The sequence below is a fragment of the Leuconostoc lactis KCTC 3528 = DSM 20202 genome, assembly GCF_014651235.1.
GTDB classification, from domain to species: domain Bacteria; phylum Bacillota; class Bacilli; order Lactobacillales; family Lactobacillaceae; genus Leuconostoc; species Leuconostoc lactis.
Genome location: NZ_BMWM01000020.1, coordinates 1 through 23,016, shown reverse-complemented (window position 1 = coordinate 23,016; position 23,016 = coordinate 1). Strand labels below are relative to the sequence as shown.

Here is a 23,016-nt window from a genome sequence, read left to right as displayed (position 1 = left end):
TTGAAAACTAGTTTTATTTGTTAAGTTTTCATTAAATCGGCGATAAAAACGGCAAAATCGGCGTGATTTCGTAAATTTTTGATCAATAATGTCAATAGCGCGTCAATGTTTGCGTTTAGGACGTGAGGGTCGTTAAAAAACGAATGAAATCAAGATAGTGACTGAAAATAGGAACATTAGCCATTTTTTCTGTGGCAATGTTAAGGGAACATCTGTGCTTATCCACAGTTGTGGATAAAAAAGTGGAAAACTGTGGATAAGGTCAAGAATGGTGGGTGAAAATTGGCTAAAACGCCATTCAAAAACGTGGAAAAAGTTATCCACGTTTTGTTTAAAATGTGCTCAAAACTGTGGATAAAAAAATATGCGAACAGGTCAAGTGCTGGTATAATAGGCATATTACGATGTTGCATTTATCTTGTTCGTATGACAAATTGTGGATAAGTTGTCAGATACAAATGTTTGCATCATGATGAAAAAGTTTAAGAAAATATAAAGGTGTTAACCATTATGAACATTAAAATTATCACTGTCGGTAAATTAAAAGAAGACTACTTGAAAGCCGGAATTGCGGAATATACGAAGCGATTATCACGTTTTGCTAAAACAACCATTATCGAATTAGCCGATGAGAAAACACCAGATAAAGCAAGTGAAGCCCAGAATCAACAAATTCTCATGAAAGAAGGGGCGCGGATTCAAGAAAAAATTGGGGCACGCGATTTTGTGATTGTACTAGCGATTGAAGGCAAGCAATTTCCTTCAGAGGCGTTTGCGCAAAAACTAGCAGATGTTACCTTAGCAGGTTATTCAGACATCACGTTTATTATTGGTGGCTCGCTAGGGCTTGATCCTACGATCAAGCAACGCGCCAATATGAAAATGAGTTTTGGTCTGCTGACACTGCCACATCAATTAATGCGCTTGGTGTTGGTTGAACAAATTTATCGGACCTTTATGATTCAACAAGGCTCGCCGTACCATAAATAAGCGCTTTTATATGAAAAAAGGGCAAACAAAAAAACCAGTACATGTACTGGTTTTTTTAGGGATCAGATGTGATTACTTTGTTTCAGGTAATTCTTCTGACTTACCTTTTGCCCATTGTTGCAACTTTGCAATCGCAATTTGGCGTTGCTTCTTGGCTGAGTTGTGTCCGACCTTGCGAGCACGGGCGAATGAATTAAGCGGCTTCTTTAATGCCATGATGGGTACTCCTTTTTAAATGTTTTACATACAAGATATTATTATACGTTATATATCCCGAAAAAACAAGGCTTTGCGAATCACCCGTGCTAAATTCAGGCTAACTTAGGGTACAATAGTATTATGGAATTTTGGTCAGAAGAAACAATTGAAAATTTTCGTCGCACATTACTGGATTGGTATGACCGTGAGGGACGTGCGACATTACCTTGGCGTGTTGATCATGACCCCTATCGGGTTATGGTATCAGAAATCATGTTGCAACAAACCCAAGTGGATACTGTGCTGCCATATTATGAACGGTTTATGCAGGCTTTACCAACCGTTCAGGATTTAGCGCGTGCGCCAGAAGCACAAGTGTTAAAGCTTTGGGAAGGGCTAGGCTACTATTCACGGGTGCGGAATTTACAAAAAGCGGCGCGTTTTGTTGTGGATGATTTACATGGGCATTGGCCGGAAAGTGCTGATGATCTGCAAGTCTTACCAGGTGTTGGCCCTTATACGTCAGCAGCCATTGCTTCGATTAGCTTTGGCGAAGTCGTGCCGGCTGTGGATGGGAATGCTTATCGCGTGTTTAGTCGTTTACTAAAAATTGACGCTGATATTGCACAACCAAAATCGCGCAAGATTTTTTACGATGCCATCTTGCCAATCGTTGATCCTGATCGACCAGGAGACTTTAACCAAGCTATCATGGACCTGGGTTCAAGTTATATGACAGCTAAAAATCCTAACAGCGCGGATTCACCGGTACGGGCCTTTAACGCAGCTTATCGCGATGGTGTGGAAATGGCTTATCCGGTTAAAACAAAAAAGCAGAAGCCAGTTAAGCAACTGTATATGGCAACTGTTTCAGAAAAAGATGGGCGTCTGCTTTTTGAAAAACGGCCAGATACTGGTTTGTTATCGGGCTTTTGGACTTTCCCGTTGGAAGAAATTCAAAATATTGAGCAATTTGTCGGTGAACAGCTACATATTAAACCCATTGTGCACGTCTTTACACATCGCCGGTGGGAAATTTGGCTTGTGAAACGAGACTTGCCATTAACTGATAATCGACAATACTTGACGCCTGATCAGTGGCAGCACCTATCACTGCCCACAGTACAACACAAATTACTGAATGCGTTGGAGGAATAACACACATGTTTCCAAATCCTAAGTTAAAACAACTCTTTTTTTGGACAATTGAATTATTAGCGCTGTCACTGCTGGTGTATATCGTCTCTGGCTTTGACTTTTTGATGCGCCCGATTCAGGTTTTCATTTCGACGGTCTTTGCGCCTTTGGTGGTCGCTGGTTTTCTGTATTATATTTTAAAGCCACTGGTCTCACTGATTCAAAAAATTAAAATCCGTGGTAAGGTGATACCACATCAAGTAGCGGTTGTGATCACATTTTTGGGGTTTTTAGCCATGATTGTCGGGGCACTCGTTGTGTTGGTGCCAACGTTAATTCAAGAAATTACGAATTTAGTAAATGCTTTGCCAAGCTTTGTGAATGATGCGCAACGCATCGCGACAGAAGTCGTCAAGAGTGAATGGTTTGATGCGCTTCATTTGTCGGTTGATGTGGAACAAGTTAAAACAGCAGTGGGCAAATATGCAGGCTCGTTTTTGACGGTAACTGCTGGAACACTTGGCACTGTTGCTTCAACAGTCACAACGGTGACCATTAACTTGGTCACAATTCCAGTCATTTTATTTTATATGTTAAGTGATGGGAATCGCTTGGTGCCCGCCATTCAAAAGCTATTTCCTGCACGACATGCGGAAATAATATCAGAACTCACCACAAAGATGGATACAACGATTGAAAAATATATTTCCGGACAAGCAATTGAAATGGGCTTCGTTGGTGCGTCAATGGCCATTGGGTATCTCTTAATTGGACAACCCTATGCTTGGTTGCTTGGGATTATTGCCGGTATTACAAATATTGTGCCTTACCTTGGGCCATGGATTGGTGTGGTGCCAGCCCTCATTATTGCAAGCACGCAATCTTGGAAACAAGTGGTACTGGTGTTGATTGTCATGACGATTGTGCAACAATTGGATGGGAACTTCATTTATCCAAATGTGATTGGTAAAAGTTTGGCGATTTATCCGTTAACAATTATGATTTTATTGATGGTTGCAGGTAACTTATGGGGCATTGTTGGGGTGATTTTGATTGTGCCAGTTTATGCTATCCTACGCGTGGTGGTACAGTTTGCTGCTGAATTGTTTATACTGACAAAAAGTAAGTAATGTGCTATACTAGATACTGAGTATAATCTAGTAGGGGTTTAGTTATGCAAGCATTTAACTTTGAAAAAAATATTGCCGTATTGGCATCAGCTAAAGGCCAACCAATTCCCTGGCCAGCTGGCCCATATCCAGCCTATTCAGTTGATATTTTGGCACTCGCGCAAAGTTACTTTAAGTCAGCTGAGTTTGATCGTAATTTTGACCGCACCTTACGACAACATGGTTTTCATGAAGGGGTGCCAGAAGCCGTTGTGGCAGAGATTGCCGCTACGTCAGAAGACTATGATTTAGTGCGTGCGGTGTTGTCAGCGATCATTCGCGGGGAGAAATACACGCCAGGGATGTGGCAGATTTTAGTGGAAAATGGAATTTTACTTGATCTTATGACACGGGCCTATCAGTTGAAGGAAAAAAGTGAAATAAAGTCTTGACGAATGTTGGAATTTAAAGTAAACTAATATAGTTGTCTAATCAACTAAATGCGGGTGTGGCGGAACTGGCAGACGCGCTGGATTTAGGTTCCAGTGCCGCAAGGCGTGCAGGTTCGATTCCTGTCACCCGTACTAAGAGAACAATTTGTTCTCTGGGGTATCTAGTATAACTTGGGTATACTTGAGTACTTGGCGTTGCCGACTTAGCTCAGTTGGTAGAGCATCTCACTAGTAATGAGGGGGTCAACGGTTCGAATCCGCTAGTCGGCATCAAAAAAGCAGTGATTTTAAATCACTGCTTTTTCTTTTGTTCACTAGTATGTTTTACAATATAGTAAAAATATTATATACTACTAGTATGTTAAACAATATAGTTCTAAAGGTCGTATTCACATGAAGCAAAATATGTCGAGTCAAATGTTGAAAGGCATTCTACAAGGGATGATGCTCATTATTTTGTCACGAAAACCCGATTATGGCTACGGCATTAGTAAGCAAATGAATGACTATGGCCTAGAAGGTATTCCAAAAGGGACAATTTATCCGCTATTAGCTGCAATGGAAAGGCGTGGGTTAATTATTGGGAAAATGCAACCGTCGCAAGAAGGTCCAGACCGTAAGTATTACTATGTGACACCAGCTGGGGAAGTTGAAAAGCAGGCATTTCTTTTGGAGTGGGATATCTTAGCAAATGTCGTTAATCGCATGATTGAGGGGGAGAGAAAATGAACACAAATCAGATGATTGAAGAAAATAACCAATTGCGGCAACATTTAAATGATGAAAATAAAGCCTACTATAATGATTTGCTACTTTATTTGCGCTTTCAAAGTGTCTCGCGTGATGAGGCGCAGATTGAATCATTCTTACTTGATGTATTACAGGATATTCTTGCTGCCCAAAAAGATGGCCTATCTGCAGTTGATTATTTCGGAAAAGAGCCAAAAGAGGTAGCGGATGCATTTTTGGCAGAAGTACCCAGAAGTTTTTGGGCGGTGGTTAAACTCGCGCTGATAGTTGTCGGGAGTTATATAGGCATTACCATCTTTCCAACATTGACGACAACAGGTAAACCAACTGATGTGGGGGCCATGTTAATTACTGGATTGTATGCCTTGCTAATGGTTACGATACTTTTTAAGTACCTTGCGCTAACGATTTATCGCGTATCGACGTGGCGCTTGCATAAGGTGATGCAATGGCTGATTTGGTGTCTTATAGGTATTATTGCGTTGGCGCCGCTATCTTTAATCACTATTTTGGTGAAAACTCCGGTCAGAATATCGCTTGATGGCATTTGGGGGATTGGTGTTATTTTGTTAGGTTGGTTAATAGGCGGAATTGTTTATCTGCGATTGACAGATAAACAGATGTGGACGCCTTTTGTGATTGTAGCGTTGGCCTTTGGTATTATGGGTATTATTGCAAGAATACCGCACTTTGATGCGTTGCTTAGTATGAAATCTGGTCGTTATCTTTACGCTGGGTTAATGATTATTGTGATGATTGTCTTTTATTTAATGAGTTACTTTGCAGTGAAAAAAATGAAGAAATCAGAATGATAAAACTAAAAACAGCCAAACCATTGATGGTTTGGCTGTTTTTATGTTTTAAGCACGGCGTGTTAACTTCACGACGCCTTCCCAACGGGCAGTTTGTGGGAACATATCGATACTTTGAATATACTCCACCTGATAAGCTTGGGTGAGATCAACTAAATCTCGTGCTAAAGTTGACGCGTTGCAAGAAATATACACAAACTTTTCTGGCTTGGTACGTAGAATTTCACGACGCAAGGCAGTGTCTAAACCAGTACGCGGTGGATCTACAACGAGGGCGTCGGCGATCCAACCTTCTGCTTGCCATTTTGGAAAGAGTTCTTCTGCCGTGCCAATTTCGTATTTGGCATTGGTGATGTGGTTGATTTCAGCGTTAATGTTGGCATCATCGACGGCTTCTGGAATGATTTCCATACCGCGTACTTCACCGACCTTATCTGCCAAACTCAGCCCAATTGTGCCGACACCAGCATAAGCATCCACGAGTTTATCCGGATGAGTCAAATCAAGGGCAGCAAGGGCCTCGTTATAAACAACGGTCATTTGGGTGTAGTTTAATTGCATGAAGGCACGGGGTGATAACTGAAAAGTTTTCCCCATAATCGTTTCTTCGATGTAATCTTTCCCCCATAATTTGATGGTTTCTTCACCCCAAACAATGCTTGTTCGGCCAGGATTAAAGTTTTGAAAAATACCTGTGACCTCTGGGAGGGCTTGGTTAATGGCTTCAATTAAGGCGACATCACCAGGGAAGCCATCAGTATTGGTGACAAAGGTCAATTGGACTTCGCCGGTAGTATGTGACGCACGCGCGACAATGGTTTTGACAGTCCCACGATTTTTATCTTCGTTATAAATCGAAACGGATAATTTATCCAGCAAATCACGGACTGTCTGCAGTACTTTCATGGTTGCTGGATCTTGCGTGTGCACAACAGGTAAGTCAACTAAATCATGACTACTGCGCTTGTACATCCCAACGCTCAGCTTATCGCCAATTTTTCGCACAGGGAATTGCGCTTTGTTGCGGTATTCATAGGGGTTTGCCATACCAATGGTATCGCGCAAGTCATAATCAGTCCAACCGCGTGGTTGGAACTTTTCTAAGGCTTGGGCAATCACGTCTTTTTTGAAGGCTAATTGTGCTGGATAAGTCATGTGTTCCAGTTCAAAACCACCGACTTCATCGGCGTACTCATCGCGTGGGGCGACCCGACTAGGGGACTTTTCACGGATTTTGAGCACTTTAGCTGCGATGTATTTTGGTTGGACATCGGTTACCTTAACGACTGCGACTTCATCAGGTAAAACACCGGGGACGAATACGATTTTACGTTTGAAGTAGCCGATACCTTCGCCGTTGATCCCTAAACGCTTAATGGTGAGTGGAAAATTTTGACCGATGCGCACATCGACCCCGTCGCCGGTTGCTTGGCGACGATCTTGTCGACGGGGATCAAATTTTTTACCATAATAGGACTTTTTGCCGGATGTTGGCCGTGCTTTTTGTGCATAAGCCCGTTTTTTGTTTGTATTTTCTGTCATGTTTATGATGTACGTGGATCACGCACATGTCCTTTCTGCAATGCAATGCCATGGTGACGTTGTTATCTATTCAGTATAACAGCTCTGGGCTGATAAAATAATTTACAAAAGTGAGTGTTTTATACTTGCGCTATAATACAAAAGTGTTATAATAGTCGTAAAGGGGATGTGTGAGAATGAAGCGGAACATAAACTTTATTGACCGACATCACGTTCATGTGCGCGGCCAGACAAAATAGATAAATCAGTTGGAGCAAACGACCATGAGATTTGATATTAAGGCGTATTTAGCTGATAATTCGCTCACGATTTATCGGGTAGCGAAGGCGTCTGGTTACAGCTATACAACGCTTCATAAATCGTTTAACAAAACACAATCAGACGCAACTAGTTTAAATGTCAGAGATTTGGATGCACTTGCTAAGGCCCAAAATAAGGCTGCTTGGGAAGTGCTTCGCGATCTAGAAAATTTTTATTTCAACCCTGAGAGACGTTGAACCGTTATTTGATATCAGCGTAATTGGGGCTTGACACAGATGATTTTGATTATAACTTAAGATAAGAGGGGAATATACTTATGGCAAATAACAACTTTTTCAATGATCCATTCGGATCTGACATGAACGAAATTTTTAACAACATGATGGGTAACATGAACGGTTTCAACACTGAAAACCGTCGTTACTTGATCAACGGACGAGAAGTAACACCTGAACAATTTGCAGAATATCGTCAAACTGGTAAGTTGCCACAAAGCACACAACAAGGACAAGGACATGTTGCTGGTAACGGTCGCATGGCTGCACAACAACCTGGACAAGTTAAGCAAGAAGGTATCTTGATGAAGCTTGGTCGTAACTTGACGGCTGTAGCACGTGAAGGTATGCTTGACCCAGTTATTGGCCGTAACAAGGAAATTCAAGAAACAGCTGAAATCCTTGGCCGTCGTACAAAGAACAACCCAATATTGGTTGGGGATGCCGGTGTTGGAAAGACAGCGGTTGTTGAAGGTTTGGCACAAGCCATTGTAAATGGTGATGTCCCAGCCGCAATTAAGGACAAGGAAATCTTCTCAATTGATATTTCAAGTCTTGAAGCTGGCACACAATTCCGTGGTGCCTTTGAAGAAAACATCCAAAACTTGATAAAGGAAGTTAAGGCTGCCGGAAACATCATCTTGTTCTTTGACGAAATCCACCAAATTCTAGGTGCCGGTTCGACTGGTGGCCAAGATGGCGGTAAGGGATTGGCTGATATCATCAAGCCAGCTTTGAGCCGTGGTGAAATTTCAGTTATTGGTGCGACAACACAAGACGAATACCGTAACACAATCATGAAGGATGCCGCATTGGCACGTCGTTTCAATGAAGTAACGGTTAATGCCCCATCAGCAGAGGACACATTGGAAATCCTTAAGGGTATTGCGCCATTGTATGAAAAGCACCACCATGTTGAATTGCCAGAACCAGTATTGAAGGCTGCAGTTGACTATTCAATCCAATACATCCCACAACGTTCATTGCCAGATAAAGCCATTGATTTGTTGGATATGACAGCTGCACACTTGAGTGCTAAGAACCCTGTTACAGATAAGGTAAGTCTTGAAAAGCAACTTGCTGAAGCTAAGGAAAAGCAAGAAAAGGCGGTTTCTGACGAAGACTTCGAAGCTGCTTTGATGCACAAGAACAAGATTACTGACTTGGAAAAGGAAATTGCTGGCGCAGACAAAGCAACTAAGGTTGTTGCAACAATAAACGATGTGGCTGAATCTGTTGAACGTTTGACGGGTATCCCAGTATCAAAAATGGGTGCCTCAGATATCGAACGTTTGAAGACAATCGGTTCACGTTTGGCTGGTAAGGTTATTGGTCAAGATGAAGCTGTTAACATGGTGGCACGTGCCATCCGTCGTAATCGTGCCGGATTTGACGAAGGTAACCGTCCAATCGGTAGCTTCCTATTTGTCGGTCCTACTGGTGTTGGTAAGACAGAATTGGCTAAGCAATTAGCCCTTGAAATGTTTGGTTCAAAGGAAAACATCATCCGCTTGGATATGTCAGAATACTCAGACTTGACAGCCGTAGCAAAGTTGATTGGTACGTCAGCAGGTTATGTTGGTTATGACGACAACAGCAACACATTGACTGAAAAGGTTCGTCGCAATCCATATTCAATTGTCCTATTGGATGAAATTGAAAAGGCTAACCCACAAGTTTTGACATTGTTGTTGCAAGTGATGGATGATGGTCGTTTGACTGACGGTCAAGGTAACGTTGTGAACTTCAAGAACACAGTGATTATTGCCACATCAAACGCTGGCTTTTCAGACAAGAGCGAAGGTGAATTGATGGACCGTTTGGCCCCTTACTTCCGTCCAGAATTCTTGAACCGCTTCAACGGTGTAATCGAATTCTCAGCTTTGACAAAGACTGATTTGGAGCAGATTGTGAACTTGATGTTGGACGATGTGAACGAAACATTGGCTAAGAAGGGCATCACGTTGACAGTGACTGATGCTGCCAAGGAATACTTGATTGAACAAGGTTATGACGAAGCAATGGGTGCACGTCCACTTCGTCGTGTGATCGAACAACAAATCCGTGATCAAGTAACGGACTTCTATCTTGAAAACCCTGAAGAAAAGCACTTGCTTGCTGACTTAGTTGACGGCAAGTTGGTCATTTCCGCTTTGACTGACAATGATGTCGTGAATGAAGATGCAGAACTTCGTGAAGCTTCAGATGCTGGAGCTGATAAGGGCGAAGCTCGTAAGGGCAAGGACCACAAAGGCAAGTCTGACAAGAAGTAATTAGCTACGCGATAATACGTGATAAGTCGATAAACCGTTAAGGTTTATCGACTTTTTTGTTATGCGCAAGATAGCGGCATTCGCGTGCATGATATAATAAAATAATTAAACCTAAAGGATGCAAAGATGATTATCCAACATGCAATGTTACACATTCTAGACACGAACACAGGTAGTCTTATCGCGTCACAAGGGGAGATGCCCTTGGATAATGCTGGGTACAAACGTATATTGAAAAACTGGTCGCCAAAGTGTCAGCTGGGGATGTGAAACAAGGTACTTTAACAGCGCAAGATTATCTGGCAACGATGCTGGCTAATCCTGATTTTTCAGAGATGACGACGGCATTAGCCGCCCAATTTTTGGCTTACTTAAGTTGAATTTTTCACCACGTTATGCGCACACTGTGACCTATATTGACGATCAGATGGTGAATAATTTGGTGTTGAACCAAACAGTTTTGCCAGCTAGTAGTCAAACCGTCGATGAGGCGATTATCGTTGATTTGACGACGCAACGTTATCAGTTATTAGAGAAAAAATATGTGATTGATTGCCAACGTTGTGCCTACTTTTCGGAAAAGTTTCTGGCGTTGACACCCGAAACGTCGTTGAAAGAAAATATTCAGACCATTAAGCGAACGGTGAAGTCTGTGGCTGAAAAGTTTGACGACATCCCGGCGCATGAAGCATTAGCGATGACTCAGGTAGTCATTTATGACGGCTTGTCAACGGGCCAGATTGATACGACTGCAATTGCTGAACAGGTGTTTCCAGATAATTTGACAGCTCAAGCGCAATATCAAGAAAAGTTAACTGAAAAGGCGGTTGACCCCAAAGTACCAGTTGAGAATACGCCAAAATATGAAAAGAAGTACTGTGTGAAAAAATTCAAATTAGATTCAGGGATTGAAGTTTCAATCCCAATGGCGGTCTATCAAGATCGCTCAAAAGTCGAATTTATCAATCATGATAATGGCACAATCTCGCTGGCCATTAAAGATATTGAACAAATTGCCAATAAGTTTTCAGTGTGACAGTATCAATTATTGGGTACCGGATCATTTACTGCTATAATGAGGAAAATAGGATAAGGTAAGAAAGGGCTAAGTTAGTCATAACTTGGATAAACAATGTCATGCCATACGCAGATTCTTATGTTGCAAAAATTCGTGAACAGGTAGGTCACGATTTTGAATTAGTGATGCCCACAACCGATGTGGTGATTGAAAACCGACAGGGTGAATTGCTGATGATTTATAATCGGGATTTTGATGGTTGGGCGTTTCCTGGGGGCTACGTTGAACCAGAATTATCTTGGCAAGAGAATGCCGCGCGAGAAGCGACGGAAGAAGCAGGCATCACGGCTGACCCGAAAAACCTGCAATTGATCGGGACGGTATCCGGCAAACAATTTGTGGCGCATTATCCAAATGGCGACCGTGCAAAACTCTATACGACGGTTTTTCATTTAACGGATTGGACGGTTGAACAAACAGATATTGACGAGACGGAAATCGATGCCAAAAAGTGGGTCTCACCCCAAACGATTGATCACGTGCACCTGACGTTTGCCGGACAGGCCGTATATCGTTTATTTAGAAAGTACCAAGCAACTGGTTCTGTCCAAAATATCACGCTTGATTCAGCCTTACAGCGCTTTGTGGATGCGCAAAACGGCGAAATTGTCGGGGTTAACACGTACACTGATGCGTTAGCAGAATTAAGTCAGGGCGAAAAGCAGACGCATTGGATGTGGTACGTCTTACCGCAATTACGCGCTTTGGGTAAAAGTGAGCGGGCCATTTATTATGGATTAGCTGATGCCAAAGAGGCGCAAGCTTATTTGGCAGATCCAGTACTTCGGACGCGTTTAGAGGCGATTGTCGCCACGACGCTGGCATTGGCAGGTAACGATCCGGTGACTATGTTTAGCGCAGTAGATGCACCAAAGTTCCAAGCCAGTTTGACACTATTTAATCAAGTGGCGCCGGAGACACCCCTTTACCAACAAGCACTTGATAAATACTTTAATGGTGTCCAACACGCTGAAACATTGGCCTTGTTAGCACAATAAAAAAGCATGCTGCAGCATGCTTTTTTATTAAGCACCAGTATAATCTGGGGCTAACTTATTAACAGGTGGCGTGAATTCACGCATTGATTCAGCTAAGTGGACAAAATTGGTGACCAAACGATGATTTGGTGCTTGGGTACCGTGTTTATCCGCAAGGTCCGCAATCCAGCCGTTGATATAATCAACTTCGGTTGGCCGTCCCTTCACAAAGTCTTGGTACATAGAAGGGAAATGGAGGGGATTGGCCACGTTTGAGACATAGTCAACTTGCGCCACCATATCATCACGACTTTCGATGAGTTCGATACCAGCAGCTTCAGCGGCATCATAAGCTTCGTTGATGAGTGGGCGTGCAATGCCTTCCAGGAAATTGTCGTAAGCCATGAGTTGGCCCATCCGCGATTGAAACATCGTTGCAATCGAGTTTTCAACGGCATTGAAGAAGACTTTAGTCAGCAGTGTACCCATGAAATTTTCGGTGTAACTTGGGTTTAAATGCGCAGCTTCAAAGTCAGTTAGGAGCGCATCCATGGTTGCGGAAGGTTTCTCTGTCAAATTGGCATAGACAGAAGAACCAGCGCCTTCTGCGCCCATAAAGTCGACGTCACCAAAATCGTTTAAGACAGTCGCAATCATGGCTGTACCGCCAATAATGTGTTCATCATCGAAATATTGCTGTAGTTTTTCAATGTGGCCCATGCCATTCATAGCACCTAAGGCTGTTTGACCAGGTTTGAATTTCGGTGCCAGACGATCGAGGGTATCTTGTAGCTGCATTTGCTTCATAAAGAAAATCCAGACATCAGGCGCGCCATCATATTCCTCAGGTGAGAAAATGTTGATTTTAATTTCATGACGGTCTTTGTGATCACGTGATTTCCAAACTTTGTCGCCTTGCGTACGAATCTTATCTAAGCTCGCCTGGGTGGGTTCAACAAAGTCCACTGGGACACCTGCATTTTCCTGAAGAAGAATACCGTATCGCAATCCCATTGCGCCTGCGCCAACTACTGCATATTTCATCGTATCAATCTCCTATCGTCATATAATGATATTATTCTAATGTCTATCACATTTTAAGTCAAGGGTATTTTTAATCTTTTTGGCTATGAACATTGTGAAATTTACCGTATAATAAGAGGTAGAGTGCATGTTGCACGTTTTTAATAGAGGAAGTTAAAATGTCTAAAGAAATTTATTTAACAGGTGATCGACCAACTGGTAAGTTACATATCGGTCATTATATTGGGTCATTAAAAAATCGTGTGGCAATGCAAAATTCAGGTGAATATGAACCATTTGTGATGATTGCTGATACGCAAGCTTTTACAGATAATGCGCGTAATCCAGAAAAAATTCGGCAGTCACTAACAGAAGTTGCTTTGGATTATTTGGCAGCTGGGATTGATCCAACAAAAACAACGATTTTTGTACAATCACAAATCAAAGGGTTATTTGAACTGACAGAATACTTTATGAACTTGGTGTCAGTAGCACGTCTACAACGTAATCCGACTGTGAAAGCAGAAATTTCACAAAAAGGCTTTGGTGAGGGAATCCCTGCTGGATTCTTAACTTATCCGGTGTCACAGGCTGCTGATATTGCCATTTTCCGTGCCACTAAAGTGCCGGTTGGGGATGATCAGGAACCTATGTTAGAACAAGCACGTGAGTTGGTGCGGTCATTTAACAATGCCTACCAATCTGATGTCCTTGTTGAACCAGTCGGTGTCTTTCCACCGAAGGGACAAGGGCGTTTACCTGGTATCGATGGCAATGCTAAGATGTCTAAGTCGTTGGGTAATGGCATTTATATTTCTGATGATGCCGATACATTGGCCAAAAAAGTGAAGGCGATGTATACTGATCCGTTGCACATCAATATTGACGATCCTGGACATGTTGAGGGCAACGTTGTCTTCACATACCTTGATATTTTCGATCCTGACAAAGAACGCGTGGCTGAATTGAAGGCACACTATACGGCTGGTGGTCTAGGTGATATGAGGCTAAAAAAGCACTTAATTGACGTGATGGAAGCCGAAATGGCACCAATTCGTGAACGACGTGCACTATTTGCTCAGGATATTCCGGCGGTGCTGGAAATGTTAAAAACTGGATCAGAACGTGCTAATGTTGTGGCGGAAGCGACGATGAAAGATGTCCGCCATGCGATGGGCATTGATTACTTTGGATAAAACATGATAAAAAAGCACCATGCCATTTGGCATGGTGCTTTTATTGTGCTGTCGTTGTATCGGTTTCGTCATTACTGTTATCGCCTGCTGGGCGTAATGATGCCGCGATATTGGCGAGACTTGATGGAATTTTACCACCATAAGGGCGGCCAGTTTTCGCGGCTTTAAGACCAAGGGCTTTTCTAGCGAGATCCGTGACCCGTTGCTTTTCCGTTTGTGGTATCACTTCATAAGAGACATCGTTACCGGCAGCATCGGGGTAATTGGTGGTCACGCCTTGCATGTGTTCGGTGGTAATATGATTTTTGGCTTTAATATATTTGCTAGCCATTGTTGTTATATCACCAAACGTGAGGTCAGTTCGCACATTTTTAGAAATAGTGGCCATGAACTTGTCGTTGAGTAAGCTGGACACATTGGCTGACTTTTTGATGAGGCCTTCTAAAACTAAACGTTGTCGTTGCTGACGACCATAATCGCCGGTCGGGTCACCATAGCGCATACGTGAAAAGGCCAGAGCAGCATCACCATTCATCACCGTTTTTGAATCGGACCAAGTTACACCGTTATCGTCAGAATGCTCATATTTGTTACTGCCCTTGTGGAAACGGTAGAGATTAGGGCCATAATTGTGGGCAGTTTCTTGACTATAAGTAAAATCAAGTGGTGATTTGACGGACACACCACCAACTTGATCAACCATCGTTGCTAGACCACCCATGTTGACGAGGGCATAGAAGTCGATGGGGATGTTCAAAAATGATTCTACCGTTTTAATTGACGTAGCAGTTGAACCAAAAGCGTAAGCCGCGTTCAATTTTTGTGGGAAAGTATTTTCAAAACCGTCAATTGAGACCATGGCGTCACGAGGTAGTGAGATCAGGGTTGTTTGTTCAGTTTTAGGGTTAATAAGCAATAGCATCATGGAATCAGTACGACCACGATAAGTGCGACCTAACTCACCGGTATCCGTGCCATACAATAAAACTGAAATTGGTCGACCGCTTTTAATCACTTCGGATACATCACGGGATTTGGTGAGACCGGCACCAGCATATGATTTATCGATAACACCTTTTGTGTTGTGAATGGTTAACCAAGCAAAACAGCCGATTACAAACACAATAATGGCAATACCAATAAAAATCAGGTTGCGTAGCTTGTGCTTTGGCACTTGATGTCGGTGCGCGCGTGAATCTGGTTGGGGCTCCATACGAATTAATCTCCTAAAATGTTGCTAGATTAGCCTATCATTTTAACCTAATAATAGGGGATCACAATTATAACACGTGAATATAAAGACAAAGTTAAAAAAGCGCCAAATTATGAAATTCAACTAATGATATTGGCGATAATGGTACAATGATTATGAGCAACAGACAAGGGAGTTCAATGCATGTTAATTCAACCCGATAAATTAAGAAAATACCTGATGTTGATTTTTGGTGGTTTCTTTTTGATTTTGGCCATTCAGGTACGGTTTAATTTGCTGTTTATACATGTTATGAATGATGGGGCAAATTAGCAGTACACAATTTTATACCGCAGTTTGTACAACAAGGGATTGGTTTTGCTGGTTTATTGACGCATTACTGGTTGGCAATTTTAGGGATTATCGGTATTTCTACTTGGTCAATTATAAAATTGCCATGGGTTGGTTGATTGCCACGCAGATCTTAGGGTTGCTGGTGGTTGAATTATTATCGACGGTGTTAACCACTTATTGGGACAAGGGTTTCAAAATGGGACCAATGATGCCAGACCTCTTGTTAGTTTGGTGGTTTCAGATTTTGGCGGTTATTGCCGTTATTATTGTGCCAAGATTAACAGCTAATTGGCAATGGCAGTGGGGAATTCAGTTGCTGGTTGTGTTTGGCTGGTGTCTGATGGCGTTAGCGCGCATGCAGCAAAATGGCATGCCGCTATCGAGTGAGCTTGGGGCGCTATGTTTTGGCTATTTTTGGTGGCAATTGAGCGAACAGCAGTATCGTCGGCATGCAAAACATTGGCGTCATGTATTAGAAATTGACACCTTAATTTAAAGATGATATGATATTCAAGTTATCAAAGAGGTTGCAACCAACATGAGTAACGTAAATGAGTTCGCCAAGAACAGTGATTTTACGCGAAAGGGGCGGTTGCCGAAATTTCTCGCAAGGCAGCGGGGAATTGGGCTAACAACGAATAGTTGTTAGACTGTCACGGCGACGTGGTGTGCTTTGAAAAGTTACGATAAAATAACTTTTTAGACCTCTTTCTATTTACAAGAAAGGGGCTTTTTATTTGCCCCGATTAGGGAGAATGTTAATGGCAGAACATAATGGTGAGATGAAACGTAATCTCAAGACACGTCATGTGTCAATGATTGCTTTAGGTGGTTCAATTGGAACAGGTTTGTTTGTGGCTTCCGGTGTGACGGTTGCCCAAGCTGGTCCTTCAGGGGCGATTGTTGCCTATTTGGCAATTGGTGTCATGGTCTATTTCTTGATGACCAGTTTAGGTGAAATGGCAACTTATTCACCAACATCAGGTTCTTTTTCTGATTATGCCGGTCGCTATGTTGATCCCGCACTGGGTTTTGCGATGGGTTGGAATTACTGGTTTAACTGGGCGATCACATTGGCCGTCGATATTGTGGCTGTTGGTTTGGTGTCAAACTTTTGGTTCCCCAATACGCCATCGTGGATTTTTTCAGCGGTGGCTATGGTGTTCATTTTCTTGATTAACCTCTTTTCCGTGGGAGCCTTTGGCGAAACAGAATTTTGGCTGTCAATGATAAAGGTTATCACGATTATTGCCTTTTTGATTGTGGGTGTCGCTACGATTTTTGGGGTTATCCATTCAGATATTAACGTGATGAAAAACCTATCCGTTGGGAACCATGGTTTTGTCGGTGGTCCGCAAGCTATTTTGTCAGTCTTTGTTGTGGCTGGCTTCTCGTTCCAAGGTACTGAGTTAATTGGGATTACTGCTGGTGAAGCTAAAGATCCGGAAAAGTCTGTGCCTAAGGCGATCAATCAAGTTTTCTGGCGCATTTTACTTTTCTATATTATGGCTATTTTCGTCATTTCGGCTTTGGTTTACTACCGTGATCCGAGCTTGTTGAGTGCATCAACTAAGAATGTTGCCGAATCACCGTTTACAATTGTCTTTAAGAATGCTGGGATTGCCTTTGCTGCCAGTTTGATGAACGCGGTTATCTTGACATCAATTGTGTCATCAGCTAATTCAGGTTCTTATGCCTCAACCCGTATGTTATATGCCATGGCACGTAAGGGTGAAGCACCAAAGATTTTTGCAAAATTGTCAACCCGTGGCGTACCAGTAGCGGCCCTCTTCTTGACGACTGCAATTGGTTTATTGGCCTTTATTTCAAATACGAAGGGTGGGTCAGTGGCTTATACTTGGCTTGTGAATGCTTCTGGTTTGACCGGATTCATCGCTTGGGTTGGGATTGCGCTGTCGCATTACCGTTTCCGTCGTGCCTACGTTGCGCAGGGAAAAGATTTGAATGCATTGAAATATAAAGCAAAATGGTTCCCATTTGGTCCATTGTTTGCGCTAGTGATTTCAATTGGAGTGATTATTGGTCAGGATCCGGCAAGTTTTTCACAGTTTAATCTAGAGAAGCTTGCAGTGACTTACTTATCAGTGCCACTCTTCGTGGTATTATACGTTGGCTACAAAATTCGTCACAAAACTCACATCGTTAAATTGGAAGATGTTGATTTGACACAACAGAAATGAAAATATCACGATGCCGCGTATTGAACCGGTGTCTTGTTTTTTATTGCAAGTGGTTACTGTGAAAAAAGTATCGCGCATATTGTTATAATTGATTACAATAATATGATCAAAAAAGGGGGGCAACATGAATCCAATAGTTATGCTGAGTCTCAATGTATTGGCCATGTATTTTGTATTTTGGACAATTAAGCCAATTAATTTCGCCAAGTTTATGCCATATACGCCGAAACAAGCCGGCTTTTTAAAGATTATTTTGGCGATTGCTTTAGGCTATTTGGTGGCGAGTTTCTTTATTTCTATTACGAATTGGATCCTTGTCCTACCAGCGACGGTATTTGGAAAGTAGCTCAAAAACGATTGGCAACTGTGGTATAATTGACTAGATTATGTAGACAAGTCGGCGTTGTACGCCCGTTTATAAAAATAAAAAAACTGGAGACAAAACATGGCAAAAGATATCGGCATTGACTTGGGAACAGCCAATGTTCTCATTTATGTAGAAGGTAAGGGTATCGTTTTGAACGAACCTTCTGTTGTAGCAGTTGATGACAAAACAGATCGTGTATTAGCAGTCGGTTCTGAAGCTTACCGGATGGTTGGTCGTACACCTGGCAATATTCGGGCCGTACGTCCCTTAAAAGATGGGGTTATTTCAGACTTTGACGTCACCGAAGCCATGTTGACGTACTTTGTTAATAAGTTGAATGTTAAGGGCTTCATGTCAAAGCCTAACATTATGATTTGCGCCCCAACAAACATCACTGAAATCGAACGCAAGGCGATCATTCAAGCTGCGGAAAAAGCAGGTGGTGCTAAGGTTTATCTGGAATATGAACCAAAGGTTGCCGCTGTCGGTGCCGGATTGGATATCTTTAAACCAGTTGGATCAATGGTGATTGACATGGGTGGTGGGACATCAGATATTGCGGTGCTATCACTTGGCGATATCGTAGTGTCTGAATCAATTCGCGTGGCCGGTGACAAAATGAACTTTGACATTGTGGGCTACCTTAAGCGCCGTCACAACTTGATCGTCGGTGAACGTACAGCAGAAACAATCAAAATTCAAATTGGTTCAGCCTTGCCAGTTGATGAACCATTGACGATGGAAGTGCGTGGCCGTGATAATTTTGAAGGGATGCCAAAAACGATTACGATTAACTCAAACGAAGTCGAAGAGGCACTCCATGACACGTTGCAACAAATTGTTCGTGCCACGCACTCTGTTTTGGCTAAGCTACCACCGGAATTAGCGGCTGATATTATTGATCGTGGTATCATGCTCACGGGTGGTGGTGCCTTGCTACATGGCATGGACCAATTGTTGTCTGACGCGTTAGAAGTACCAGTTGTTGTGTCTGATTCACCACTAGATAATGTGGCTAAAGGTGCTGGGGCACTGCTTGAACACATGAAATCAGGGCGTAAAGGATTGTAATATGCGGAAGAAAAATCAAAATTTTGGTGTTGAGCTTGTGGTTGTCGAAAACCAAACACAAGTCTTGATTGATAAGAAACAGATTGGTTACGTTGCACCTGCAGATCGTGGTTTTGTTGGTTATTTTGGGCAGCAAGCAGTGATTAACCAAGCGAAAACACAAGACGAAGCAATTGAAGCTATTTTAGCAAGTTTTAACTTATATCAATAAAATAATCAGAAAAACCCTCATCATGAACATGATAAGGGTTTGTACATAAAACGAGGTAACATCAACATGCAACGACCTTCACGACAAATGAGTAATCGTACGTCCGGTTCAGAATTGGATTGGGGCATTATTTTAATTCTTTTGCTATTTATGATTATTGGTCTGAGTTCGATTTTCGAAGCAGCACTCAACTCACAGTATGGCACGATGCAATCCGCTTTGCGGGCGACAATTGTGCAGGGTGTGTTTTGGATTTTAGGGTCAATTATCATTGCCTTCTTGTTGCGATTTGATGCCTCTCAACTCTGGCGATTAGCACCAGTGGCCTACGGCTTAGGCATATTTTTGCTAGTGGCCGTTTTGATCTTTTATAACCGGGGGATGGCGGCAGCGACCGGTGCTAAATCCTGGTTTGTTTTCGGGCCAGTTTCTTTCCAACCATCCGAAGTGGTGAAGCCAGCGTTTATCCTGATGTTAAGTCGGGTGGTGGCCCAACACAATCGCCAATATGAGCATCATGATGTTCATTCGGATTGGTTATTGTTAGGTAAGATGGCATTATGCTTCTTACCAGTCGCTGTTTTGATTGCGATGCAAAATGACTTGGGCACATTGCTCGTGTTTATGGCAATCTTTGGTGGCGTTGCCCTTGTATCAGGGGTGACTTGGCGTATTCTGGGTCCCGTCATTGCAGCAGTAGCGGCAATTGGGATTACATTATTGGCATTAGTAACATCAGCAACCGGGAAACAGATTTTGGATGCTTTGGGCTTCAAATTGTACCAATTTGACCGTATCCAAACTTGGCTACATCCGGATCAAGATACTTCATCATCAGGGTATCAAACGTATCAAAGTTTGAAGGCCATTGGTTCTGGCCAACTGACTGGACAAGGCTTTGGCCATTTGAAGGTCTATGTGCCGGTGCGTGAGTCCGACATGATTTTCTCAGTAATTGGTGAAAGTTTTGGCTTCATTGGTGGCGTCTTTCTTATCGCGCTGTACTTTATCTTGATTTATCGCCTCATTGCGGCCACATTTAAAGCACAAAATGCTTTTTATGCGTATATTGCTACTGGTGTGGTGATGATGTTATTGTTCCACGTATTTGAAAATATTGGGATGAATATTGGTTTGCTACCATTAACTGGTATTCCACTACCCTTTATTTCCCAAGGTGGGTCATCGCTACTAGGTAACTTAATTGGGATTGGCCTGATTTTAAGTATCGGTTATCAACAGCAGAACGCGACCTTTAAAGAGTCGACAGGGTTTTCAATGTAATGATGACATTAAGCGAACTACAAACACAATTTATTGCTTTAAAAAATAAAACGCGTGATGGTGAGATTTTTCAATCACTAGGGGAGACAATGGCTGAAATACTGGCCGAGTTGTCACCGCAACCCATCACTGCGGTGGCGTTACCAGTGGATGGTGAACAGGCCTTGATTGTGATGCGATCGTATAGCCAACAACTGGAGGCGGCTGCGCAAGCGCATGGCGGAGAGACGCAGTTGCTGCCAGTTCCAGATGAAACACTACGTCTGGCAGTGGCACAGCTGGCTAATCCATTGCCTAAGTATCGTGACACTGGGGCGTTTTTTTTCCTGAGTGATATCATTCAAAATCAATTGTTGTCTGAGTCACAAATGCGGTGGTTAATCACTGATCTGGTGTCTGATGAGCAATTATTTGCTCACATTTTTGAAGTGAACAATGCGGCGATTTATCGACGGTCGTTCAGTGTGTTGTTAGTGTCACTTTTGTTATTTACGCAGCGGACAAAAACGGCCTTTATGTCTGATGACTTGTTGGATTATGTGATTAATCGGGTGGCTTTATATGCGGCACTAGAACGTGATGCGCGCGGGTTCATCGGCACTAATGGCTGGGCGCACGCGTTTACACACATTGGCAACGCGGTTAATGAAATCATGTTGATGCCAAAGCTCATGCGGGCTGACAAATTATTTTTGATGGCCAGTATGTTAGCGGGCTATCGCGAGCTATACCAACCATTAGTGATGGGAGAAACCGACCGTATTGCTGAGGTCGCCTTGCGAGCAGCGCAAACACATGCGATTTACGAAGATTATCTGCTGTTAACCTTGAAGTTATGGCGGAAAGATTTGGTGACGCGGCAAGCGCCACAATCAGAAGGGCGGTGGCATCAACTGTATAACCGAACACGTTTCTTTCACGCGATTTTATTGACAGATCGACAGGCTGTTCCTGACGCGGTATATCACTACGTCGAGCAGACAAAAGATTACTTGACATAAAATATACCTTGCATAATATTACCTCATATTGATATAATAAAAACCGGAGTAAAATACAATGACAAAAAAACACGTTGCCCTATTATTTGGTGGAAACTCTTCTGAACATGATGTGTCAAAGCGTTCCGCCCAAAACTACTATCAAGCGATTGAAGCGAGTGGCAAGTACGATATTACCGCATTTGCAATTGCGCAAAATGGCTATTTCCTAGATCCTGAAAGCTCAAAACGCGTGTTGGCCTTAGAAGACGAACAGCCAATTGTTGATGCTTTCATGGCTAAAGTTGATACGAAGGATCCGTTGGCGCGCATTAGTGCTTTGCGTGAAGCAGGAGATTTTGATATTTTCTTCCCAGTCGTGCATGGTAATCTTGGCGAAGATGGCACACTACAAGGCCTCTTTCGACTTTTGAATAAGCCATTTGTTGGTGCGCCACTGCGTGGTCATGCGGTCAGCTTTGATAAGGCTATGACGAAAGAATTGCTAACGGTTAACAATATCCGTAATACCAATTACGTGGTTTTGGATGAAAAAACAGCGCAAGATTGGACTTGGGATAAAGTTGTCGCAACATTTGGTGATGTTGTGTTCGTGAAGGCGGCAAACCAAGGGTCATCGGTCGGCATTTCCCGCGCCACAACAGCTGAGGAATTTGCAGCTGCGTTGGCTGATTCTTTCCAATATGACTACAAAGTCTTGGTGGAACAAGCAGTCAAGGGGCCACGCGAACTTGAAGTTGGTGTGATCGGTAATGATGAACCATTGGTCTCAGAAATTGGCGCCCATGCCGTACCAAATCAGGGTGACGGCAATGGTTGGTATGATTACAACAACAAGTTTGTGGATAACTCTGCCGTTGAATTTGAAATCCCAGCAAAATTGCCAGAAGCCGTCACACAAGAAGTAAAAGACATGGCTTTGAAAGCTTATAAGGTTTTGAACTTGCGTGGTGAAGCACGGATGGACTTTTTGCTAGATGAAAATGATGTCCCTTATTTGGGCGAACCTAACACGTTGCCAGGCTTTACAAACATGTCATTGTTTAAGCGCTTGTGGGATTACTCAGATATTGACAATGTGGCACTTGTTGAAAAGATGATTGCCTATGGTTTTGAAGAATTCGAGAAGAATGCCAAGTTAAGTTATCAATTTGTCACATTAGGTGAAGAAAAAATAGGGAAGTTTAATTAATGGCAGATTGCAAGAAATAACTTGAACGAATTTAGTGACGTAGATTAAGTAAGAAGATCTCGATTGGTGT

Annotated in this window: 22 protein-coding genes, 2 tRNA genes, 1 pseudogene and 1 riboswitch; of the genes and pseudogenes, 21 read left to right on the top strand and 4 right to left on the bottom strand. The window is 42.7% G+C overall.

The window, feature by feature from the left end:
* The first annotated feature begins 510 nt into the window (after window positions 1–510).
* Window positions 511–990, top strand: coding sequence for a 23S rRNA (pseudouridine(1915)-N(3))-methyltransferase RlmH (rlmH, locus tag IE039_RS06230; RefSeq protein ID WP_010004870.1), 480 nt, complete (start codon window positions 511–513; stop codon window positions 988–990).
* A 72-nt stretch (window positions 991–1,062) separates the two neighbouring features.
* Here rlmH and IE039_RS06225 read toward each other — a convergent pair whose 3' ends face one another.
* Window positions 1,063–1,206: a hypothetical protein gene (locus IE039_RS06225; protein WP_010000998.1), complete on the bottom strand. Its 144-nt coding sequence runs from the start codon at window positions 1,204–1,206 to the stop codon at window positions 1,063–1,065.
* A gap of 123 nt (window positions 1,207–1,329) precedes the next feature.
* On the opposite strand from IE039_RS06225, the gene mutY reads away from it, so the two are divergent.
* The 7 genes from mutY to IE039_RS06190 all read left to right on the top strand — a co-directional run bounded on the left by mutY (window position 1,330) and on the right by IE039_RS06190 (window position 5,448).
* Window positions 1,330–2,346: an A/G-specific adenine glycosylase gene (gene mutY / locus IE039_RS06220; protein WP_189428915.1), complete on the top strand. Its 1,017-nt coding sequence runs from the start codon at window positions 1,330–1,332 to the stop codon at window positions 2,344–2,346.
* 5 nt (window positions 2,347–2,351) lie between these two features.
* Window positions 2,352–3,455 (top strand): AI-2E family transporter, encoded by a 1,104-nt coding sequence (locus IE039_RS06215; protein ID WP_010004869.1) that lies wholly within the window; start codon window positions 2,352–2,354, stop codon window positions 3,453–3,455.
* Window positions 3,456–3,499: 44 nt separating this feature from the next.
* Entirely contained in the window at window positions 3,500–3,886 is a 387-nt protein-coding gene (locus IE039_RS06210; RefSeq protein ID WP_010004868.1) for a DUF6508 domain-containing protein, read from the top strand.
* A gap of 50 nt (window positions 3,887–3,936) precedes the next feature.
* Window positions 3,937–4,018, top strand: a tRNA-Leu gene (locus tag IE039_RS06205).
* A gap of 65 nt (window positions 4,019–4,083) precedes the next feature.
* Window positions 4,084–4,156 (top strand) — tRNA-Thr (locus IE039_RS06200).
* A 123-nt stretch (window positions 4,157–4,279) separates the two neighbouring features.
* A complete protein-coding gene (locus IE039_RS06195; RefSeq protein WP_010004867.1) occupies window positions 4,280–4,615 on the top strand; it encodes a PadR family transcriptional regulator in 336 nt (111 codons plus the stop codon).
* Window positions 4,616–4,626: 11 nt separating this feature from the next.
* On the top strand, window positions 4,627–5,448 hold the full coding sequence (locus IE039_RS06190) for a DUF1129 domain-containing protein (RefSeq protein ID WP_229782844.1): 822 nt from the start codon (window positions 4,627–4,629) through the stop codon (window positions 5,446–5,448).
* A 48-nt stretch (window positions 5,449–5,496) separates the two neighbouring features.
* On the opposite strand, the gene rlmD is transcribed toward IE039_RS06190, so the two are convergent.
* Window positions 5,497–6,990, bottom strand: coding sequence for a 23S rRNA (uracil(1939)-C(5))-methyltransferase RlmD (gene rlmD / locus IE039_RS06185; protein WP_189428914.1), 1,494 nt, complete (start codon window positions 6,988–6,990; stop codon window positions 5,497–5,499).
* A gap of 263 nt (window positions 6,991–7,253) precedes the next feature.
* Between rlmD and IE039_RS06180 the strand changes: the two genes are divergently transcribed.
* The 4 genes and pseudogenes from IE039_RS06180 (at window position 7,254) to IE039_RS06165 (ending at window position 11,875) form a co-directional block, all read left to right on the top strand.
* Window positions 7,254–7,487 carry a hypothetical protein gene (locus tag IE039_RS06180; RefSeq protein ID WP_010004488.1) on the top strand — a complete coding sequence of 78 codons (234 nt, stop codon included), beginning with the start codon at window positions 7,254–7,256 and terminating at the stop codon, window positions 7,485–7,487.
* A gap of 80 nt (window positions 7,488–7,567) precedes the next feature.
* Window positions 7,568–9,799: an ATP-dependent Clp protease ATP-binding subunit gene (locus IE039_RS06175; RefSeq protein WP_189428913.1), complete on the top strand. Its 2,232-nt coding sequence runs from the start codon at window positions 7,568–7,570 to the stop codon at window positions 9,797–9,799.
* 126 nt (window positions 9,800–9,925) lie between these two features.
* A pseudogene (locus IE039_RS06170) lies at window positions 9,926–10,835 on the top strand (nucleoid-associated protein).
* 101 nt (window positions 10,836–10,936) lie between these two features.
* Window positions 10,937–11,875, top strand: coding sequence for a DUF1810 family protein (locus IE039_RS06165; RefSeq protein WP_189428912.1), 939 nt, complete (start codon window positions 10,937–10,939; stop codon window positions 11,873–11,875).
* Between the two features lie 27 nt (window positions 11,876–11,902).
* On the opposite strand, the gene IE039_RS06160 is transcribed toward IE039_RS06165, so the two are convergent.
* Window positions 11,903–12,898 carry a ketopantoate reductase family protein gene (locus IE039_RS06160; RefSeq protein WP_189428911.1) on the bottom strand — a complete coding sequence of 332 codons (996 nt, stop codon included), beginning with the start codon at window positions 12,896–12,898 and terminating at the stop codon, window positions 11,903–11,905.
* A gap of 158 nt (window positions 12,899–13,056) precedes the next feature.
* On the opposite strand from IE039_RS06160, the gene trpS reads away from it, so the two are divergent.
* A complete protein-coding gene (trpS, locus tag IE039_RS06155; protein WP_189428910.1) occupies window positions 13,057–14,073 on the top strand; it encodes a tryptophan--tRNA ligase in 1,017 nt (338 codons plus the stop codon).
* A 40-nt stretch (window positions 14,074–14,113) separates the two neighbouring features.
* Here trpS and IE039_RS06150 read toward each other — a convergent pair whose 3' ends face one another.
* Window positions 14,114–15,286 (bottom strand): LCP family protein, encoded by a 1,173-nt coding sequence (locus tag IE039_RS06150; RefSeq protein ID WP_019040922.1) that lies wholly within the window; start codon window positions 15,284–15,286, stop codon window positions 14,114–14,116.
* Window positions 15,287–15,701: 415 nt separating this feature from the next.
* Between IE039_RS06150 and IE039_RS08400 the strand changes: the two genes are divergently transcribed.
* The 8 genes from IE039_RS08400 (at window position 15,702) to IE039_RS06110 (ending at window position 22,946) form a co-directional block, all read left to right on the top strand.
* Window positions 15,702–16,115: a hypothetical protein gene (locus IE039_RS08400; protein ID WP_010004994.1), complete on the top strand. Its 414-nt coding sequence runs from the start codon at window positions 15,702–15,704 to the stop codon at window positions 16,113–16,115.
* Window positions 16,116–16,132: 17 nt separating this feature from the next.
* A riboswitch (Lysine riboswitch) is annotated at window positions 16,133–16,301 on the top strand.
* A gap of 79 nt (window positions 16,302–16,380) precedes the next feature.
* Window positions 16,381–17,820 (top strand): amino acid permease, encoded by a 1,440-nt coding sequence (locus IE039_RS06140; protein WP_189428909.1) that lies wholly within the window; start codon window positions 16,381–16,383, stop codon window positions 17,818–17,820.
* A gap of 124 nt (window positions 17,821–17,944) precedes the next feature.
* Window positions 17,945–18,166, top strand: coding sequence for a DUF1146 family protein (locus IE039_RS06135; RefSeq protein WP_010001015.1), 222 nt, complete (start codon window positions 17,945–17,947; stop codon window positions 18,164–18,166).
* Between the two features lie 99 nt (window positions 18,167–18,265).
* Window positions 18,266–19,258: a rod shape-determining protein gene (locus IE039_RS06130; RefSeq protein ID WP_029510347.1), complete on the top strand. Its 993-nt coding sequence runs from the start codon at window positions 18,266–18,268 to the stop codon at window positions 19,256–19,258.
* A gap of 1 nt (window position 19,259) precedes the next feature.
* Window positions 19,260–19,469, top strand: coding sequence for a DUF2969 family protein (locus tag IE039_RS06125; RefSeq protein ID WP_010001017.1), 210 nt, complete (start codon window positions 19,260–19,262; stop codon window positions 19,467–19,469).
* Window positions 19,470–19,535: 66 nt separating this feature from the next.
* On the top strand, window positions 19,536–20,753 hold the full coding sequence (locus IE039_RS06120; RefSeq protein WP_189428908.1) for an FtsW/RodA/SpoVE family cell cycle protein: 1,218 nt from the start codon (window positions 19,536–19,538) through the stop codon (window positions 20,751–20,753).
* Window positions 20,753–21,754 carry a DUF2785 domain-containing protein gene (locus IE039_RS06115; protein WP_189428907.1) on the top strand — a complete coding sequence of 334 codons (1,002 nt, stop codon included), beginning with the start codon at window positions 20,753–20,755 and terminating at the stop codon, window positions 21,752–21,754. Before IE039_RS06120 ends, IE039_RS06115 begins: the two co-directional genes overlap by 1 nt.
* A 58-nt stretch (window positions 21,755–21,812) precedes the next feature.
* Window positions 21,813–22,946: a D-alanine--D-alanine ligase family protein gene (locus tag IE039_RS06110; RefSeq protein ID WP_189428906.1), complete on the top strand. Its 1,134-nt coding sequence runs from the start codon at window positions 21,813–21,815 to the stop codon at window positions 22,944–22,946.
* Window positions 22,947–23,016 lie beyond the last annotated feature (70 nt).

Excerpts from the sequence above, each read along its gene's own strand:
- rlmH (WP_010004870.1), top strand. The coding sequence starts at position 511 with ATGAACATTAAAATTATCACTGTCGGTAAATTAAAAGAAGACTACTTG.
- IE039_RS06225 (WP_010000998.1), bottom strand. The coding sequence starts at position 1,206 with ATGGCATTAAAGAAGCCGCTTAATTCATTCGCCCGTGCTCGCAAGGTC.
- mutY (WP_189428915.1), top strand. The coding sequence starts at position 1,330 with ATGGAATTTTGGTCAGAAGAAACAATTGAAAATTTTCGTCGCACATTA.
- IE039_RS06215 (WP_010004869.1), top strand. The coding sequence starts at position 2,352 with ATGTTTCCAAATCCTAAGTTAAAACAACTCTTTTTTTGGACAATTGAA.
- IE039_RS06210 (WP_010004868.1), top strand. The coding sequence starts at position 3,500 with ATGCAAGCATTTAACTTTGAAAAAAATATTGCCGTATTGGCATCAGCT.
- IE039_RS06195 (WP_010004867.1), top strand. The coding sequence starts at position 4,280 with ATGAAGCAAAATATGTCGAGTCAAATGTTGAAAGGCATTCTACAAGGG.
- IE039_RS06190 (WP_229782844.1), top strand. The coding sequence starts at position 4,627 with ATGATTGAAGAAAATAACCAATTGCGGCAACATTTAAATGATGAAAAT.
- rlmD (WP_189428914.1), bottom strand. The coding sequence starts at position 6,990 with ATGACAGAAAATACAAACAAAAAACGGGCTTATGCACAAAAAGCACGG.
- IE039_RS06180 (WP_010004488.1), top strand. The coding sequence starts at position 7,254 with ATGAGATTTGATATTAAGGCGTATTTAGCTGATAATTCGCTCACGATT.
- IE039_RS06175 (WP_189428913.1), top strand. The coding sequence starts at position 7,568 with ATGGCAAATAACAACTTTTTCAATGATCCATTCGGATCTGACATGAAC.
- IE039_RS06165 (WP_189428912.1), top strand. The coding sequence starts at position 10,937 with ATGCCATACGCAGATTCTTATGTTGCAAAAATTCGTGAACAGGTAGGT.
- IE039_RS06160 (WP_189428911.1), bottom strand. The coding sequence starts at position 12,898 with ATGAAATATGCAGTAGTTGGCGCAGGCGCAATGGGATTGCGATACGGT.
- trpS (WP_189428910.1), top strand. The coding sequence starts at position 13,057 with ATGTCTAAAGAAATTTATTTAACAGGTGATCGACCAACTGGTAAGTTA.
- IE039_RS06150 (WP_019040922.1), bottom strand. The coding sequence starts at position 15,286 with ATGGAGCCCCAACCAGATTCACGCGCGCACCGACATCAAGTGCCAAAG.
- IE039_RS06140 (WP_189428909.1), top strand. The coding sequence starts at position 16,381 with ATGGCAGAACATAATGGTGAGATGAAACGTAATCTCAAGACACGTCAT.
- IE039_RS06135 (WP_010001015.1), top strand. The coding sequence starts at position 17,945 with ATGAATCCAATAGTTATGCTGAGTCTCAATGTATTGGCCATGTATTTT.
- IE039_RS06130 (WP_029510347.1), top strand. The coding sequence starts at position 18,266 with ATGGCAAAAGATATCGGCATTGACTTGGGAACAGCCAATGTTCTCATT.
- IE039_RS06125 (WP_010001017.1), top strand. The coding sequence starts at position 19,260 with ATGCGGAAGAAAAATCAAAATTTTGGTGTTGAGCTTGTGGTTGTCGAA.
- IE039_RS06120 (WP_189428908.1), top strand. The coding sequence starts at position 19,536 with ATGCAACGACCTTCACGACAAATGAGTAATCGTACGTCCGGTTCAGAA.
- IE039_RS06115 (WP_189428907.1), top strand. The coding sequence starts at position 20,753 with ATGATGACATTAAGCGAACTACAAACACAATTTATTGCTTTAAAAAAT.
- IE039_RS06110 (WP_189428906.1), top strand. The coding sequence starts at position 21,813 with ATGACAAAAAAACACGTTGCCCTATTATTTGGTGGAAACTCTTCTGAA.